This is a genomic window from Amycolatopsis sp. N2S4-7 (assembly GCF_058119595.1).
Genome location: NZ_CP172299.1, coordinates 7,517,972 through 7,534,274, shown reverse-complemented (window position 1 = coordinate 7,534,274; position 16,303 = coordinate 7,517,972). Strand labels below are relative to the sequence as shown.

General features: G+C 70.0%; 16 protein-coding genes and 1 tRNA gene. 2 read left to right on the top strand and 15 right to left on the bottom strand.

The features are described from left to right. Window positions 1-2: 2 nt before the first annotated feature. Complete coding sequence (locus ACH54P_RS35845) at window positions 3-659, top strand: hypothetical protein (RefSeq protein ID WP_489907725.1); 657 nt, start codon at window positions 3-5, stop codon at window positions 657-659. A gap of 794 nt (window positions 660-1,453) precedes the next feature. Here the strand turns inward: ACH54P_RS35845 and ACH54P_RS35840 are convergent. The 6 genes from ACH54P_RS35840 to ACH54P_RS35815 all read right to left on the bottom strand — a co-directional run bounded on the left by ACH54P_RS35840 (window position 1,454) and on the right by ACH54P_RS35815 (window position 7,284). Then, window positions 1,454-1,530 (bottom strand) — tRNA-Leu (locus tag ACH54P_RS35840). Between the two features lie 66 nt (window positions 1,531-1,596). Beyond that, window positions 1,597-2,919: an RICIN domain-containing protein gene (locus tag ACH54P_RS35835; RefSeq protein WP_489907724.1), complete on the bottom strand. Its 1,323-nt coding sequence runs from the start codon at window positions 2,917-2,919 to the stop codon at window positions 1,597-1,599. Between the two features lie 140 nt (window positions 2,920-3,059). Then, on the bottom strand, window positions 3,060-4,430 hold the full coding sequence (locus ACH54P_RS35830) for an LLM class flavin-dependent oxidoreductase (protein ID WP_489907723.1): 1,371 nt from the start codon (window positions 4,428-4,430) through the stop codon (window positions 3,060-3,062). Window positions 4,431-4,525: 95 nt separating this feature from the next. Further along, the gene (locus ACH54P_RS35825) at window positions 4,526-5,860 is read right to left on the bottom strand and encodes an NAD(P)/FAD-dependent oxidoreductase (RefSeq protein WP_489907722.1); all 1,335 of its coding nucleotides are present in this window, start codon (window positions 5,858-5,860) and stop codon (window positions 4,526-4,528) included. An 84-nt stretch (window positions 5,861-5,944) separates the two neighbouring features. Then, window positions 5,945-6,628 carry a uracil-DNA glycosylase gene (locus tag ACH54P_RS35820; protein WP_489907721.1) on the bottom strand — a complete coding sequence of 228 codons (684 nt, stop codon included), beginning with the start codon at window positions 6,626-6,628 and terminating at the stop codon, window positions 5,945-5,947. Beyond that, entirely contained in the window at window positions 6,625-7,284 is a 660-nt protein-coding gene (locus tag ACH54P_RS35815) for an endonuclease V (protein ID WP_489907720.1), read from the bottom strand. The genes ACH54P_RS35820 and ACH54P_RS35815 overlap by 4 nt, the downstream gene beginning before the upstream one ends. 48 nt (window positions 7,285-7,332) lie before the next feature. Here ACH54P_RS35815 and ACH54P_RS35810 point away from each other — a divergent pair, with 48 nt between their 5' ends. Next, window positions 7,333-8,826, top strand: a complete 1,494-nt coding sequence (locus ACH54P_RS35810) for a S10 family peptidase (RefSeq protein WP_489907719.1) — start codon at window positions 7,333-7,335, stop codon at window positions 8,824-8,826. On the opposite strand, the gene ACH54P_RS35805 is transcribed toward ACH54P_RS35810, so the two are convergent. The 9 genes from ACH54P_RS35805 to ACH54P_RS35765 all read right to left on the bottom strand — a co-directional run bounded on the left by ACH54P_RS35805 (window position 8,804) and on the right by ACH54P_RS35765 (window position 16,299). Next, entirely contained in the window at window positions 8,804-9,022 is a 219-nt protein-coding gene (locus ACH54P_RS35805; RefSeq protein ID WP_489907718.1) for a hypothetical protein, read from the bottom strand. The two genes, ACH54P_RS35810 and ACH54P_RS35805, sit on opposite strands and share 23 nt — an antisense overlap. Before the next feature lie 25 nt (window positions 9,023-9,047). Then, complete coding sequence (locus tag ACH54P_RS35800; protein WP_489907717.1) at window positions 9,048-9,839, bottom strand: hypothetical protein; 792 nt, start codon at window positions 9,837-9,839, stop codon at window positions 9,048-9,050. Continuing rightward, window positions 9,836-10,153 (bottom strand): hypothetical protein, encoded by a 318-nt coding sequence (locus tag ACH54P_RS35795; RefSeq protein WP_489907716.1) that lies wholly within the window; start codon window positions 10,151-10,153, stop codon window positions 9,836-9,838. Before ACH54P_RS35795 ends, ACH54P_RS35800 begins: the two co-directional genes overlap by 4 nt. Beyond that, a complete protein-coding gene (locus ACH54P_RS35790) occupies window positions 10,105-10,608 on the bottom strand; it encodes a hypothetical protein (RefSeq protein ID WP_489907715.1) in 504 nt (167 codons plus the stop codon). The genes ACH54P_RS35795 and ACH54P_RS35790 overlap by 49 nt, the downstream gene beginning before the upstream one ends. Further along, window positions 10,605-11,450, bottom strand: a complete 846-nt coding sequence (locus tag ACH54P_RS35785; RefSeq protein WP_489907714.1) for a hypothetical protein — start codon at window positions 11,448-11,450, stop codon at window positions 10,605-10,607. The genes ACH54P_RS35790 and ACH54P_RS35785 overlap by 4 nt, the downstream gene beginning before the upstream one ends. 47 nt (window positions 11,451-11,497) lie before the next feature. Then, complete coding sequence (locus tag ACH54P_RS35780; protein ID WP_489907713.1) at window positions 11,498-12,334, bottom strand: hypothetical protein; 837 nt, start codon at window positions 12,332-12,334, stop codon at window positions 11,498-11,500. Window positions 12,335-12,518: 184 nt separating this feature from the next. After that, window positions 12,519-14,210 carry a S8 family serine peptidase gene (locus ACH54P_RS35775; RefSeq protein ID WP_489916832.1) on the bottom strand — a complete coding sequence of 564 codons (1,692 nt, stop codon included), beginning with the start codon at window positions 14,208-14,210 and terminating at the stop codon, window positions 12,519-12,521. A 102-nt stretch (window positions 14,211-14,312) separates the two neighbouring features. Then, on the bottom strand, window positions 14,313-15,311 hold the full coding sequence (locus tag ACH54P_RS35770) for an ABC transporter ATP-binding protein (RefSeq protein WP_489907712.1): 999 nt from the start codon (window positions 15,309-15,311) through the stop codon (window positions 14,313-14,315). After that, entirely contained in the window at window positions 15,304-16,299 is a 996-nt protein-coding gene (locus ACH54P_RS35765; protein ID WP_489907711.1) for an ABC transporter ATP-binding protein, read from the bottom strand. The genes ACH54P_RS35770 and ACH54P_RS35765 overlap by 8 nt, the downstream gene beginning before the upstream one ends. Between the last annotated feature and the right edge of the window lie 4 nt (window positions 16,300-16,303).

Here is a 16,303-nt window from a genome sequence, read left to right as displayed (position 1 = left end):
CGGTGCATTCGGACAAGGAACTACGCGCCGCCATCGCCGACGCGCGAGACGCCCTGTTGGCCGCTGCAGACCAGCTGGCCAACATCGGTACCGCCGAAAGAGTGACGGAAGACGACTGGCAAGACGTGAGCGCCGCCGTTGGACTCAGCATGGCTTTGCACCGTGAGCGCATGGCAAGAGTCGGCGTCCTCCTCGGGCTGGGCGGCGCTCGGAAACGTTTGTTGCGGTACCTACTACGGCACGTCGGGCAGGTGGTTTCCGGTCCGGAGTTGTCCGGAGTCGCTGGGATCGCCGAGTGGCCGCGACGAGTCCGCGAGCTGCGGGTCGAGGAAGGATGGCCCATCGAGAGCGGGATTCAGCGCCCCACGCTGCGTACCGACGAGTACGTACTCCTCCGGGCAGAGCGCGACGCCAAGTTGGCGGACAGGTGGCGGCTTGCCTCGGACATCCGGAAGAGCGGCGGCACTGCGCGCGACCGCATCTTGGCATTGCTGAAGGCCGTGAGTCCTGACGCCCTCGACCACGAGGATCTCGACTACGTAGCCAAAACCAGTAACTGGACGTCCTTGATCGACGACTTGAGAACCAGCGGTTGGGACATTCGCTCAGCCGACCAAGATCCACAACTTGCGGCCGGGAGCTACCGTTTGATCTCATGATTCGCCCGCGGCATGCTTGTTGGCGGATCGCCACCAACGCCACCCGTTCATCAACTCACAGTTGCTCACGCGCGGGTGCCCTGTGCATCCGGCACTCATCCTCGAAGGTTCGCCCGAGTGAATACTCCCGCGATCCCACGCTAGGTGACGGCGGGATTCCGGTTGTCGTTTTGCCGGCTTATGGCCAGTCAAGACGGGGTATCTGGGTCTTTGACTGAGTCATCGACCAGAGTCGCGGCCTTGAGCGACCGGCTGCTGCCGAGCCTGCTCACGGCCCGCGAATCGTGCGTCGGCGCGGCCGAACCGCCGACATCCACCCGCTCAATCCCCGTACTCATCAGTGCTCTCCCCCGTCCACGAGAGGTCGGCCACTCGCTCCCGATGCAGCTCGCCGACTGAAGCAGTTATCGCCGGCTGGGAAAGATCCATTACGCACTACAAGCAACTGAACTCGCGGGTAATATCTCCCGTTCCACCTCGACAGGCATGAATGACATGTCTGACCAGCCACACAGCCCATCTTCGGCCGGCCTCGGCCGAAAAGACACGATTCGGTCACGACCTGCGGTCGACTGCCGAGCAACGTGCTGACTGCGACGGCGTTCGGCAAGGTGAGGCAAGGCGCGATGACGACGGGCATCGCAATCCCGAGAAGATCGACAGAGGCGGCTTCCGCGTTCTCGCTCCCGGCCACTGCAGCCGCAGACCATCATGATGACGAAGCCCTCAGCGGGGACATGACGATCGGCCTGCCGATCGCATGCGTGGAGTACTGTACGGCAGGCTTGTTTGCGTGGTGCCCCCGACGGGACTCGAACCCGCACTGAATCGATTTTAAGTCGACTGCCTCTGCCGGTTGGGCTACGGGGGCACCGCACACTCTAGGCGATCGACGCCGTCTGCCGGGAACGGAGGACCGGGTTCGGGAACCGGGGGGTCAGTTCAGCGTCCAGGACTGGTTTGCTGCTCCTGTGCAGGTCCAGATCTGCAGTGGCGTCCCGTCCGCCGAGCTTGGGCCCGTGGCGTCCAGGCACTTGCCCGAGGCCGGGTTGATCAGCTGGGTTCCCGAGCGCGTCCACTGCTGGGCGCCCGTTCCGTTGCAGTCGTAGAGCTGGACCTTCGTGCCGTTCGCCGTGCCCGCCGCGGCCACGTCCATGCACTTGCCCAGGGCCTTCAGCACTCCGCCCGACGACGTCCACTGCTGCGCGTTCGTCCCGTTGCACGTGTACAGGTCGATCGTCGCGCCGTTCGTCGTCGACGCTCCGGCCACGTCGACGCACTTGCCGCCGTAGCCGGTGATTGTGCCGCCGCCTGAAGGAGTTGTGCCGCCGGTTATGGCGTTGAAGATGCGGGAGTACGCGTAGCCCGTTGCGCGGTCGTAGTCGTGGACTTCCCAGAACGACAGTTCCGCGACGCCGTTCTGCGCGGCGAACGTCTCCAGCTGCTGGGCGTCGGACTGGCTGAACTGCGCGCCGTCGTCGTTGCGGCCGGCGATCGGGGTCAGGCCCATCATCGCGTAGGCCGCCGACGTCGAGATGCCGTACAGGCTCGCCAGCTGGGACGCCGACGCGCGCGCCGCCGACAGGGCGTCGCCCAGGACCGGCTGGCCGTCGTAGAAGTCCATCACCATCAGGTTGACGACGCTGACCTTCACGCCCTTGCTCTTCGCGTCGCGCAGCAGGTCGAGCTCCTTCGACGGCAGGCCCGTCGGGTCGACGGCGAGCGTGTAGTCGACCTGCACCGCCGGGTTCTGCTGCTGCAGCGCGGCCAGCGCCGAGTTGCGGCGCTGGTTCGACGTCGTGTCGTCGAGGACGCCGCCTTCGATGTCGAAGTCGAGGCGGGGGGTGCCGTAGGTGTTGACGACGTTCGCGTACGCCGACGTCAGGCTGGCCGTGTTCGTGCAGGTCTGGGCCAGCTCGCCGCCTTCCGCGCCGCCGAACGACGGGATGACGTTGCCGCCCGCCGACTGCAGGGCGCCGATCTGCGACTTGAACGAGCCGACACCCGTGCCGTTGGCCTCCCACACCGGCGTGCAGCCGGACTGCGGGGTCAGGAACGCCAGCGTGAAGAACTTCGTGCCGGTCGCGCTCATGTCGGCGGCCATGTCGCCGGCGTCGGCGTCGCTGATCTGCAGGTACGGCGCTGCGTAGTGGGCGGGGAAGGCGGGCCCGGCCGCGGCGGCGGTGGACGGGGTGACGGCGAGGACGGCGGCACTCAGCGAAGCGGCGAAGAGCGCCGCTCTGGTACGGGAAAAGGACATGGGAGCTCCGGGGGGACCGTGGGGGTGGAGCGGGAGCGGACTTATTCCGCGTTGTGAAGAAAGGGATACCCGCTCACCGGCCCAGTTGTCCAGACCATGTCGCTCACCGGCACACAGCCGGTCATTTCCCGCCAAACCGCCTAAACACGCCGGTACTTCGCTCCCGGGTGGTCATCGCGCAACCGCACTTGGCCCGGCTCGTAAACGCTTTCCCGCAGTGTCGAACCTTCGTAGTCCTCCCACACCAGGCCGCGCCGCTGGAGTTCCGGGACCACCAGGTCGATGAAGTCCGAAAACGTTCCCGGCGTGATCGCGTACGCGATGTTGAAACCGTCGACGTCGGCTTCGGCCACCCAGCGTTCCAGCTCGTCCGCCACCGTCGATGGCGATCCCACGGCGACCGGGCCCAGGCCGCCGATTCCGAGGAAACGGCCGATCTCCGAAGGCGTCCACGTCCGGGATGGGTCGGCCTTCGTGAAGTTCTCCACCACCGACTGGATCGCCTCGCTGTGCACGTGTTCCAGCACATCGGTCGGCGAGTACGGCGAGAGGTCGATTCCGGTCCAGCCGCCGAAAAGCGTCAACGCGCCGTCGTAACTCGCGCGGGACAGGTAGTCGGCGTACTTCGCGCGTGCCGCCGAGTCCGTTTCCGCGACGATCGGGGTGATCAGCGCGAACACCTTCACGCTCGCCGGATCGCGGCCGAACTCCGCCGCCTGGCGGCGGATGTCCGCGACGTTGCGGGCCACCACCGATGTCGAATGCCCCATGATGAACACGGCCTCCGCGTGTTTCGCCGCGAACGCCCGGCCTTTTGTCGACGTACCTGCCTGGTACAGCACCGGAGTCCGTTGCGGGGACGGCTCGGCAAGGAACACGCCGGGAACCGTGTAGTACTCCCCCTTGTGCTCGATCGGGTGCACCTTCGACTCGTCGGCGTAACGCCCGGTCGCCTTGTCGGCGACGACCGCGTCGTCGTCCCACGACGACTCCCAAAGCTTGTAGGTGACGTCGAGGAACTCCTCGCCGATGTCGTACCGGTTGTCGTGCGTGATCTGCCGGTCCAGTCCCAGGTTCACCGCCGCGCTGTCCAAATAGGACGTGACGATGTTCCAGGCGACCCGGCCCTTGGTGAGGTGATCGAGCGTGGTGAACTTCCGCGCCAGCGCGTACGGCTGCTCGTACGTCAGCGAAACGGTGACCCCGAAGCCCAGCCGGGAAGTCACCGCGGCCATCGCCGAGATCGACAGCAGCGGGTCGTTCACCGGGAGCTGGGTGCCGGTCCGGATCGCCGGGTCGCGCGAATCCTGGTAGACGTCGTAAACGCCGAGCACGTCCGCCAGGAAAAGCCCGTCGAACTTACCGCGCTCCAGCAGTTTCGCCAGTTCGGTCCAGTATTCGAGATCCTTGTACCGGTGCGCCTGGTCGTCGGGGTGCGTCCACACGCCGGGGGCCAGGTGACCGGTCACGGCCATGTCGAAAGCGTTGAGGCGGATTCGTTTCGCGGGCATGGCGGAAGGAAAGCAGCCCGCACGGGAATCGGCGAGAGCGTCCCAAAAGCCGAGAGCCCCCGGTCACCGGACCGGGGCTCTCGGGCAAAAGCAGTTCAGGACTTCGAAACGCGCGCGAACTCGTCCTTCGGGTTGTTGATCTGCCCGAGCGAGATGACCTCGCGGCGGAACAGCCCACCGAGGATCCAGTCGAACAGGATGCGGATCTTGCGGTTCCAGGTCGGCATCGCCTTGAGGTGGTAGGCGCGGTGGAACAGCCAGGCCGGGAAGCCCTTGATCTTCAGGTTCAGCGCGTCGGCGACGCCCTTGTGCAGGCCGAGGCTGGCGACCGCGCCGAGGTTCTTGTGGTAGTAGTCCTTCGGCTTGCCGCCGCGGATCACCTTGATGATGTTCTTCGCCAGCAGCGTCGCCTGGCGGACCGCGTGCTGGGCGTTCGGCGGGCAGGTGGCCGTCGGGTCCTCTTCGGTGCGCGAAAGGTCCGGGATCGCCGCGTTGTCGCCCGCGGTCCACACCTCCGGGTGACCCACGACCTGCATCGCGGCGGTCGCCTCGAGGCGGCCGCGCTTGTCGAGCGGCAGGTCCGAGTTGGCCAGCACCGGGTTGGCCTTCACGCCGGCGGTCCAGATGATCGTGTCGGTGTCGAACTCCGTGCCGTCCGAAAGCACGACGTGGCCGTTCTCGAACGACTTCGCCGCGGTCGACAGGTAGACCTCGATGCCGCGCTTCTCCAGCTGCTCGACCGTGTACACACCCAGGGTCTCGCGCACCTCGGGCAGGATCCGCCCGGCGGCCTCGACGAGCACCCAGCGGATGTCGGAGGTCTTGATGTTCGGGTAGTAGTTCTCCACCGCGAACCGGGTCATGTCCTCGAGCTCGGCCAGCGCCTCGATGCCGGCGAACCCGCCGCCGACGACCGTGAACGTCAGCAGGCGCTTGCGCAGCTCGGGGTCGAGCGTGCTCGCCGCCTCGTCGAGCTTGGTCATGATGTGGTTGCGGAGGTAGATCGCCTCGCCGATGGTCTTGAAGGCGATGCCCTCCTCGACCAGGCCGGGGATCGGCAGGATGCGGGCGACGGCGCCGAGCGCGACGACCAGGACGTCGTAGCCCAGCTGCTCGATGTGGCCGTCGGCCGCCTCGACCGTGACGGACTTCTTGTCGTTCTCGATCTTGGTGACGCGCGCGGTCAGCACGTGGCAGCGCTTGAGCACCCGCCGCAGTGGCACGACGACGTGCCGGGGCTCGATCGCGCCGGCCGCGGCCTCCGGGAGGAACGGCGCGTAGGTCATGTGGGGCTGCGGGTCAACGACGGTCACGGAGGCCTCGTTGGCCCGGAGCATCTTCTGGAGGCCGTACGCCGTGTAGAGCCCGACGTACCCACCACCGAGGACGAGGATCCGAGTCGGTTCCGACTTCGACTTCGCAGCAGCCATGTCCTCATGGTCGCACCTTCCCGGCGACCTCGCTCGGGGGCCCCATCCGGCTGTGACCAGCGTCGCTGCGGTTTCCGTAACGATTCAGTCCGGGGCTGTCACCGAGGTCGCGGCGCGGAAGACGTCGGCCACCATGGCGTGGGTCACGCGCCGTGTCTGGACATTGCGCGGCGACACGTGATAACAGCCGAAAACGCGCAGGTCGCCGAGTTCGAGCACGGCGCCGTGCGCGAACGCCGGGCGCGGCTGCGGCACCGCCCAGCCGGCCGCGGCGAGCACCGGCAGCAACGCCTGCCAGCCGAACGCGCCGAGCACCACGATCGAGCGCAGTGTCGGACGTAACAGTGTCAGTTCCTCCGCGAGCCACGGACGGCAGGTGTCCCGTTCGGCGGGCGTCGGCTTGTTCTCCGGCGGGGCGCAGCGGACCGGCGAGACGAGCCGCGTGCCGTACAGCTCCAGGCCGTCGCCGATGGCGGTCGACGTCGGCTGCGACGCGAGCCCGACCTCGTGCAGCACCCGGAACAGGAAGTCGCCCGACGGGTCGCCGGTGAACATCCGGCCGGTGCGGTTCGCGCCGTGCGCCGAGGGTGCCAGCCCCACCACGGCGAGCGAGGCGTCCGGCGGCCCGAAGCCCGGCACCGGGCGCGCCCAGTACTCCTCGCCGCGGAACGCCGCTTTCGTGCCCGCGACGCCTTCGCGCCAGGCGACCAGCCGCGGGCAGGCGCGGCATGACGAGACAGCCGTGTCCAGCTCGGTCAGCGACCTCATCGCAGCGCCGCCCGGGACAGCCGGTCGGCCTGCCGCGTCGTCTCGGGCAGCCGGTAGCGCGGGGTCAGCGCCAGGGTCAGCCGGCAGGCGTGGGCCAGGTCGATCCGGTGCCCGGCCGAGACGTACACCGGCTTGACGCCGTCCTGGGTCCGCAGCACCGCGCCGACGACCTCCCCCGCGTCGACCAGCGGCTCCGACGAGCCCCGCGTCGCCGCCGGGACACCGTGCGAGCCGACGAACCGGGTCTTGCCGACGCCGAACGCCGGCAGCCCGGTCAGCACACCCAGGTGGCAGGCGAGGCCGAACCGCCGGGGGTGGGCGAGGCCGTGGCCGTCGCAGACCAGGACGTCGGGCTGGTGCGCCAGCCCTTCGAGCGCCGTGAGCAGCGGCGGCAGCTCGCGGAAGGCGAACAGGCCGGGCTCGTACGGGAAGACGGCCTTCGCGCGGTGCGTCCGTTCCTCCACCACGGTGAGGCCGGCGGTTTCGAGCGTGACGACGGCCGCGGCGATGCCGTCGTCCTCGTCGTAGGCGACGTCGAGGCCGGTGACCGTCGGCGGCAGCTCCGGGCAGTCGTCGCCGGGCTCGACCAGGCCGCGAAGCCGTTCCTGGACGGCGAGCGCCTCCTCGACGGTCGCCGGCCAGTCCTCGGTGTGCACCAGGTCACCCTGCCACAGGCACCCGCGGCCGGCGGCTAAGTTGGGTCCATGGCGGACACCACCCCCGAAGAGGCTCCCGAGACCAAGGACCCGGCGACGACGGAGATCCCGGCCGAGCCGACCGACGACATCGTCACGACCCGGCACACGCTGACCGTGAAGCGGAAGAAGCTCGCGTACACGGCGAAGGCGGGGCGGATCGTCCTCCGCAAGGAGATCGTCAAGGACGGCAAGTCCGAGGGCTTCAAGGCGAAGGCGGAGGTGTTCATCACCTCCTACACCCTCGACGACGCCGACCCGGGCACGCGGCCGGTGACGTTCGCCTTCAACGGCGGCCCCGGCTCGTCGAGCATCTGGCTCCACATGGGCCTGCTGGGGCCGCGCCGGGTGCTGTCCGGCGACGTCGACGACCTGGTGCCGCCGCCGTACGGACTGGCCGACAACCCCGAGACGCTGCTGGCGCACACCGACCTGGTGTTCATCGACCCGGTGTCGACCGGCTACTCGCGCGTCGCGGGCGGCGAGGAGACCAAGGACTTCCACGGCTTCAAGGGCGACATCGAATCGGTCGGCGAGATCATCCGGCTGTGGGTTTCGCGCCACCAGCGCTGGCTGTCGCCGAAGTTCCTGGCCGGGGAGTCCTACGGCACGCTGCGCGCCGCCGGGCTGGCCGCGCACCTGCAGGACCGGCACGGGCTGTTCCTGAACGGCCTGCTGCTCATCTCGTCGGTGCTCGACCTGGGGACCCTGCAGTTCACCGAGGGCAACGACCTGCCGTACTCGCTGTACGTGCCGACGTACGCGGCGATCGCGCACTACCACGGCCTCCACGGCGAGCGCCCGCTCGACGACGTCCTCGCCGACGCCGAGGACTTCGCGGCGAAGGACCTGCCGTGGGCGCTGGCCCGCGGCGCGCGGTTGTCCACACAGGACCGGGCCGAGGCGGTGGCCACGCTGGCGTCGCTGACCGGGCTCTCGGAGTCCTATGTGGACCGCGTGAACCTGCGGATCGAGCACGTCCGGTTCTTCACCGAGCTGCTGCGCGACCGCGGGCTGACGGTCGGCCGGATGGACGGCCGGTTCACGACGTGGGAGCCGGACGGCGGCCGCGAGCACATGAGCGACGACCCGTCGATCTCCCGCGTGATCGGCGCGTACGCGGCGTCGTTCAACCACTACGTGCGGGCCGAGCTGGGGTACGAGAACGACCTGCCGTACGAGCTCATCCACGAGGACACGTTCAAGGCGTGGTCGTACGCGGACTTCGAGGGCCGCTCGGTGTCGGTGGTCGACTCGCTGAGCGCGGCGATGCGCGCGAACCCGCACCTGCAGGTCCACGTGGCGTTCGGCCACTACGACGGCGCGACGGCCTACTTCGCGGCCGAGCACGTGCTGGCCCACCTGCGGATCCCGGAGGAGCTGCGGGACAACATCGACACGGCGTACTACCCGGCGGGCCACATGATGTACGTCCACGAGCCGACCCGGGTGCAGCAGGCGAAGGACCTGGCGAAGTTCGTCAAGAAGGCGTCGAACCGCTGAGCCCGCGCCGGGCCTGCTCCGTGTGGGCCCGGCGTCTCCGGCTCACGGCGAGGGTCGGCAGGGCGAGCCAGCTCAGGGGACACGCCCGGGCCCCGAGCCGCGACGGCGTCCGGTCCGCGTACCACTCGGCGATCTGTCCGGCCGCGCCGCGGCCCAGGACGGAGTAGGCGATCGTGGCGGCGAAAGCCACCGCCACGACCACGACCGGAGCACCGGGTCCTTCACCGGGCGTCCGGCGAGGACCAGTCGACGTCGGTCTGCGTCGGCAGCGGGTCGCCGTAGTGGCCGGGTGGTAGCGGACTGCGGCTTCGCACGTAGGCCACCAGCTCCGTGGCCACCACCAGCGTCGCGTACCCGGCCACCACCGGGCCGTAGCCCGGCGGCAGCCGGTTGCCGAGGGCGATGTCCAGGATCGGCGGGACCGCCGCCAGAGCCGGCGCCGCCGCGTGGATGTTCTCCGCCTGCAGTGCGCGGTAGACCGCCAGGGACGCCGGATCCTCGGCGAGCACCGGGGCCCGCCGGAAGCCGGCCAGGACGCACCCGCTGCACAACGCGCTCAGCCCGAGCAGACCCAGCCAGCTCAGGGCGTAGGTCCGCGCCGGTGTCGCGAAGTACATCGCGAGGGCCAGCGCCGCGCCGCCGCCGTAGGCCAGTGCCGCGGAGGTGGTGAACCAGCCGCCGAGGGGTTCGCGCGTCGCGCCGGGCCGCGGGCGGGTCGCCTTCGCGAGCTCCCGCTGCCGGGACCGGGCGCTCAGCCACATCGTGAGCTGGATGGCGAAACACACGAAGTACGCCGGCGTGCTCACGGTCGCGCCGGGTCCGAAGAGCTCGTGGTAGCCGATCGCTCCGAAGAGCGCGAGCACGCCGAACAGCACGAGCCACAGCGCGCTGCGACGGATGCCCACGTTGCGCGTGGCCAGCAGCGCGTCGAGGTACGGCGTCGGCGCCGCGACCGGACGGCCGCGGCTCGCCAGCCACCGCAGGCTCATCGCGCGCTCCGCTTCGGTGCTCATCGGACCTCCCCGTAGCAGCCGTCCGCGGGCAAGGCGGGAAGCCGCTGGGCGAACCACCCGGCGGCGTTCGTGGCCACCGCCAGCACGACGTAGCCGACGAACCACGGCTTGCCCGGCAGCTCGGTGAACACCAGGTCGGCGACCACCGGCACCGCGAAGGCCGACGGCAGGACGAGGTGGACGTCCTCCCGCCGCAGCACGAAGTCGACCGCCAGCGAGCCTTCGTCCTCGGCGATGACCGGCCGCCCGAGGATGCCCGTCAGGATCACGGCCTCCACGACCGCGCCCAGCGCGAGCAGGCCGAGCCAGCACACCGCCCAGAGCGAACTGGCGGCCATCGCGACGCCGAGGACGGCGCCCCGCCGAACGTGATGCCCAGCGAGGCCAGGTACCAGCCGTTCACCACCTCCCGCCACGGCGGACGCGGCCCGGCCGGCCGGTCGCCCAGCCGCGCCGCCGCCAGCCGGTCGCCGGCCTGGACGTGCAGCCACGTCCTCAGCACCGTCGCGGCCGCGATGACGAAGACGTACCCACTGTCCGGCAGGTCGTCACCGTCCACGCCGGGCAGCAACCGCAGGAGCTGGTAGCCGATCAGACCGGCGAAGGTCACCACGTTCAGGACGACGACCGCGGTGAAGGCGTCCGGCGACGACCGCCCGCGGCGGACGCTCAGCCGCGTCGTCAGCAGGGTGGTCGGCTCGGCCACCCGGACCCCGTGCGACTCGAGCCACTTGACGGCGGCCCGCTCGCGCTTCGTCAACGCGATCACCACGCGTCCCCCAGGGGCACGAGACCGGGCTGGGCCGGCAGCGGGACCCCGTAGTGGCCGTCCGGGAGGGCCGGGCGCCGACGGCGGTGGACGAGTGCGCCGATGCCCTGCAGCGCGACCGCGAGCGCCGCGTAACCGATGAGCCACGGCGCGAACCCCGGCGGCTGCCGATGGGTGGTGAACAGGTCGACGAGCACCAGGCACGCGTACGCCGAGGGAAACGCGAGGAACGAGTCCTCGATCCGCAGCACCGCGTCGACGGCCAGCGACGGCTCGTCCTCGGCGATCACCGGGCGTCGGAGCACGCCGAGCACGAGGAGCGTGCCGGCCACCGCGCCCAGTGCGAGCAGACCGAGCCAGCTCCAGGCATAAGTCCGGTACGGGGTCGCGAAGAACATCGTCGCGCCGAGCGCGGCCCCACCGGCGAAGGTGACCACGGCCGACGCGAGGAACCAGCCGCTCAGCACGGCGCGCCACGGGGGCCGGGGCCGGTCCAGCGCCCGGTCGCCCAGTACGGCGACGGCCCGGCGGTCCTGTCGCCGCACGGTCAGCCAGGCCCCCGTCTGGACTCCGGCGGCGATGAAGTACGCCACCTTGCTTTCGGTCATCTCGACCCCGCGCACCCCGGGCAGGAGCTGCAGGCACTGGTAACCGACGGACGCCGCGCCCGCGACCAGGAGGGCGGCGGTCAGCCGGACCAGGAACATCAGCGGCCGCGCGCCCGCGCGGACGCCGAGCCGGGTCGCCAGCAGCCGGGTCGGGATGCCGACGCGGACTCCGCGCTTGCCCAGCCAGACCGCGGCGTGCGCGAATTCGTCGCGGCTCGGTACTCCTCTGCCCACAGAACCCCCTCACCTCGCGGTGAACACGCGCGAACGCGCGAAAAGGTTTACCGGCCGTAGAAACCCGGCGGCAGGTACCGGAACCGGCTGCGGGTCACCAGCCAGCCGAGCAGCTGCAGGACGATCACGACCACCAGGTACGCCAGCGCGAACCACCCGAGCGGGCCGGGCGTGGGCCAGTCGACGACGAAGACCGGCATGGCCAGCACGGCGTACACGGAGCACGTGGCGAACCGGTAGGGGTCCTCCGCGCGCAGCAGCCCGTCGACGAACTGCGACGTCGCGTCCTCCGCGAGCACCGGTGCGCGCAGCGTCCGGCCCAGCACGAGCGCGGTCGCGCCGGCGCCGACCGCGAGCGCGAACGTGTGCACCGCGATCGGCAGGGACGGCGTGTACCAGTGCTTCCAGGTGAACTGCGGCTCGGTCAGGAACGCCGCCGCGCACAGCGCCGCCCCGCCGGCGAACGTCAGGGCCGCCGAGGCCAGGTACCACCAGCCGACCTGCTTCAGCGCGCTCCCCAGCGGGGGCGGCGCGGCAGCGCCGATCCGGCGCTCGGCCAGCTGTTCACGGCGTTGCGCGGCGCGCCAGCGCGCCGTCTGGAAGACGGCGAAGAACACGGCTGAGACGGCGGCCAGGCCCGGCAGGTCGAACGCGTTGACGAGCCCGCCGGTGACCCACCAGGTGATCACGATGGCGATCAGGTATCCCGGTGTTCCCCCGCCGACGAGGCTGCGCCCGCCGATGCGCAGGGCGAGCAGCCGGGTCGGCAGCCACACCCGCACCCCGCGGCGGCCCAGCCACAGCCGCGTGCGGCCCACCTCCAGGACCGTCGGCTCACCCGGCAGTCTCGGATCCACCGGCAACGCCGGCTCACGCACGTCCATTCGACCTCCCCTGTCTCGGGGTGAACGCGTATCACCGAGGAAAGGTTGGCTCGGCGTGCGGCTTTCACCCAGGACCGGGCTCACGCGGCCTCGGTGCCGTGGCAGCCCGGTGGCGGCGAGCCCTCGGCACACGCAAGCCGCCCCGGGAAGCTGAGCTTCCCGGGGCGGCCGTCGAGCACGTGCCCTACTTCAGGTACTGCGACCCGCGCGTCACCGCCGCGTAGGCGTCGACCGCGCCGTGGCCGTAGAAGCCGTTGAACGACAGGTCACCTTCACAGGTGGCCGTGAACGTGTCGTCGCGGCCCTCCTTCAGGTAGTCCACCGTCCGCGGCACCGGGCAGGCGACCTTCGCCGCCGTGCCTTCGAGGACCCGCTGGACCTTGTCCGGGTCCATGCCGAACTCGCCGTGCGCCTTCTTGCCGTACTGCGAGATGATCAGCGCGGCGACGCCGGTGGCGTGCGGGGTCGCCATCGACGTGCCCTGCAGCCACTGGTAGTAGCCGACCCGGCCGTCGGCCGCGGTCGCCTTCTTGATGCCCGCCACCAGGCCGGCCTCGGTGATGTTGCCGTCCGCGTCGATGTTGCCCTCGGCGATGCCGACGTTCTTCGGGTACGTCGAGAGGATCTCGTTCTCGAGCGTGCGGTACCACGACGTGCCGAAGCCGTCGCGGAAGAACCCGCCCGGCGCCGACACCGAGATCTGCTCGAGGCCGTAGTTCGAGTAGTCCGCCTTCTTCTGCGACGGCCCGAACGAGCTCACGCCGATGGTGTGGTTGCCCTCGACCGGCAGGTTGAGGCAGGTCGAGTTGTCCACCGTGCGCGGGTGCGTGCTGTTGGCCGGGTAGTCCGGGCTGGTGGTGTCCGGCTGCGGCGCACCGAGGTCGGTGTGCTGGTTGCCCAGCGCGACCACCATCGTGACGCCCTTGCGGTGCGCGTAGTTCAGCGCGCGCTGGGTCGCCTCGATGATCGTGCGCTGCTCGGCCTGCTCGGCGGCCGAGTCGGCCGGGTTCGCCGTGCAGTTGTACAGCCACGGGTCGGTGTAGAACGACATGTTGACCACGTCGATGCCGGCGTCGCCGGCGTAGGTCAGCGCGTCGACCGTCGGCTGCAGGAAGAAGTAACCCGAGTCCTGGCCGGCGCGGATGTTCACCAGGGTCACGTTGGGCGCGACGCCGGAGACGCCGAAGCCGTTCGCGGCGGCGGCGATGGTGCCGGCGACGTGCGTGCCGTGGCCGCCGTCGTCGTGGTTGGCCGGGTCGACGCAGCCGCGGAACTCACACGGGCCGTCCACCTCGACGCCGTTGACGTCGGTCGGGATGTCGCGGGTGAAGTTGCGCGAGTCGGCCAGGTCGAAGTTCGGCGCGATGTCGGGGTGCGTGCCGTCGATGCCGGTGTCGATGACGCCGACCTTGACCTGCTTGCTGCCGGCCTGCTTGGTGCGCGAAAGGTCCGAGCGGACGGACTTGAGGCCCCAGAGCTGGTCGTCCAGCGGGTCCATGCCCACCGGAGCGGCCGCGGCCTGCTTCTGCGCCGCCGCGCCGCGGCCTTCCTTCTCGGCGTTGTCGGTCTTGGTCTTCTTGCCCGACTTCGGCACCGAGCCGATGGCCTGGGCCTTCGCCGCGCCGAACACGGCGCGGTTCGACGACACGCGCTCGGTGAACCCGGTGGCCGGAGCGCTGGCCTTGATCAGGCCGACCGCGGTGTTGGTCTCCAGGACCGTGCCACCCGCGTCGCGGATCGCCTTCTGCGCGCCCGCGACGCTCTGGACGTCCTTGGCGAGCACGGTGAACTCGGTCGCCGGGCCGGCCAGCGCGGGCTGCGCGGTCGCGGCCGGGACCGCGACGGCCGAGAGCGCCCCGAACAGCGGGACGGCCATGGCCGCGGCCAAAAGCCTGGGTCTCTTCACGATTCTCCTCCTCGGAAAGCGGTTCCTGCACCGTATAGACCGGACAATGCGTAAACAACGGCCAAACGTACGTTATGGAACAACCGACTTCTGCTCCGCGAAGTGACAAGCTGACAAGTGCCCGTCGGTGCGGGGCACGAGCTCCGGCACCTCCGAAGCGCACTTGTCCTGTGCCTTCCAGCACCGCGTGCGGAACCGGCACCCGGACGGGGGATCCAGGGGACTCGGCACGTCCCCGGTCAGCCGGATCACCTGCCGCTGCCCGCGCACGGCCGGATCCGCCACCGGCACCGCCGAAAGCAGCGCCTGGGTGTACGGGTGGGACGGTCGCTCGTAGATCTCCTCGTCGGTGCCGACCTCGACGATCTTGCCGAGGTACATCACCGCGACCCGGTTGGACAGGTGCCGCACCACGGAAAGGTCGTGCGCGATGAACACGTAGGACAGCCCGAACTCGCCCTGCAGGTCGCCGAGCAGGTTCATCACCTGCGCCTGGATGGAGACGTCCAAGGCGGACACGGGCTCGTCGCAGATGATCACCTTCGGCCGCAGGGCCAGCGCCCGCGCGATGCCGATGCGCTGGCGCTGCCCGCCGGAGAACTGGTGCGGGTACCGGTTGAGGTGCTCCGGGTTGAGCCCGACGACGTCCAGCAGCTCACGCACCTTGCCCGCGCGCGAGCCCTTGGGTGCCACGTCGGGGTGGATCTCGAACGGCTCGCCGACGATGTCGCCGACCGTCATCCGCGGGTTGAGCGAGGTGTAGGGGTCCTGCAGCACGATCTGGATTTCGCGCCGCAGTTTCCGCAGCTCGTTGCCGCGCAGGGCGAAGATGTCGCGGCCCTCGAACTTCGCGGTGCCGCCGGTCGGCTCCTCCAGGCGCATCAGGACCTGGGCGAGCGTCGACTTGCCGCAGCCGGACTCGCCGACGATGCCGAGCGTCTCGCCCGGCATCAGGTCGAACGAGACGCCGTCGACGGCCTTGACCTGGCCGATCGTCCGCTTGAACAGGATGCCCGTGCGGACCGGGAAGTACTTCTTCAGGTCGGTGACCGACAGGATGGGGTCAGGCACGGGAGCTCACCACCTCTTCGGCGAAGTGGCACGCGCTGGTCCGGCCGAAGCCGAGCGCGTGCGGCGGCGGGACGTCCACGCTGCACTTCGCTTCGGCCCGCTTGCAGCGCGGGTGGAACGGGCAGCCCGGCGGGATGTCGAGCAGGCTCGGCGGCAGGCCCTTGATGGTTTCCAGCGTCTGTCCTTTGAGGTCGAGCCGGGGCAGCGAGTCCATCAGCGCCGCGGTGTACGGGTGGGCCGGCGCGCGGAACAGCTCGGTGACCTCGGCCTGCTCCACGATCCGGCCGGCGTACATCACCGCGATCCGGTCGGCGACCTCGGCGACGACGCCCAGGTCGTGGGTGATGAGGACGAGCCCCATCTTGCGTTCGGCCTGGATTTCGCCGAGCAGGTCCATGATCTGGGCCTGCACGGTGACGTCGAGGGCGGTGGTCGGCTCGTCGGCGATGAGCAGGTCGGGGTCGAGCGCCAGTGACATGGCGATCATCGCGCGCTGGCGCATCCCGCCGGAGAACTGGTGCGGGTAGTCCTTGACCCGCCGGTCCGCGGCCGGGATGCGGACGATGTCGAGCAGCTCGATCGCGCGTTTCCGGGCGTCCTTCTTGGACATCCCGAGCCGCACGCGCAGCTGCTCCTCGATCTGGAAGCCCACGGTGAACACGGGGTTCAGCGCGGAAAGCGCGTCCTGGAAGATCATCGCGATCTCGCTGCCGCGCACCTCCCGACGGCGTTCCTCGGACGCCGTCAGCAGGTCCTCGCCGCGCCAGCGCACGGCGCCGCCGGTGATCACGCCGGGTGGCGTGTCCAGGATGCCCATCACGGTCTGGGCCGTGACGCTCTTGCCGGAACCGGACTCGCCGAGCACGGCCAGGGTCTCCCCGGCGTGCACGGAGTAGCCGACGCCGTTGAGCACGTTGGCGGTGCCGTCGGACGTCCGGAACTCGACGTGCAGGTCCTCTACTTCGAGCAGGAGTTCGTTGTCGGACAAGGGA

Excerpts from the sequence above, each read along its gene's own strand:
- ACH54P_RS35835 (WP_489907724.1), bottom strand. The coding sequence starts at position 2,919 with ATGTCCTTTTCCCGTACCAGAGCGGCGCTCTTCGCCGCTTCGCTGAGT.
- ACH54P_RS35830 (WP_489907723.1), bottom strand. The coding sequence starts at position 4,430 with ATGCCCGCGAAACGAATCCGCCTCAACGCTTTCGACATGGCCGTGACC.
- ACH54P_RS35825 (WP_489907722.1), bottom strand. The coding sequence starts at position 5,860 with ATGGCTGCTGCGAAGTCGAAGTCGGAACCGACTCGGATCCTCGTCCTC.
- ACH54P_RS35820 (WP_489907721.1), bottom strand. The coding sequence starts at position 6,628 with ATGAGGTCGCTGACCGAGCTGGACACGGCTGTCTCGTCATGCCGCGCC.
- ACH54P_RS35810 (WP_489907719.1), top strand. The coding sequence starts at position 7,333 with ATGGCGGACACCACCCCCGAAGAGGCTCCCGAGACCAAGGACCCGGCG.
- ACH54P_RS35800 (WP_489907717.1), bottom strand. The coding sequence starts at position 9,839 with ATGAGCACCGAAGCGGAGCGCGCGATGAGCCTGCGGTGGCTGGCGAGC.
- ACH54P_RS35780 (WP_489907713.1), bottom strand. The coding sequence starts at position 12,334 with ATGGACGTGCGTGAGCCGGCGTTGCCGGTGGATCCGAGACTGCCGGGT.
- ACH54P_RS35775 (WP_489916832.1), bottom strand. The coding sequence starts at position 14,210 with ATGGCCGTCCCGCTGTTCGGGGCGCTCTCGGCCGTCGCGGTCCCGGCC.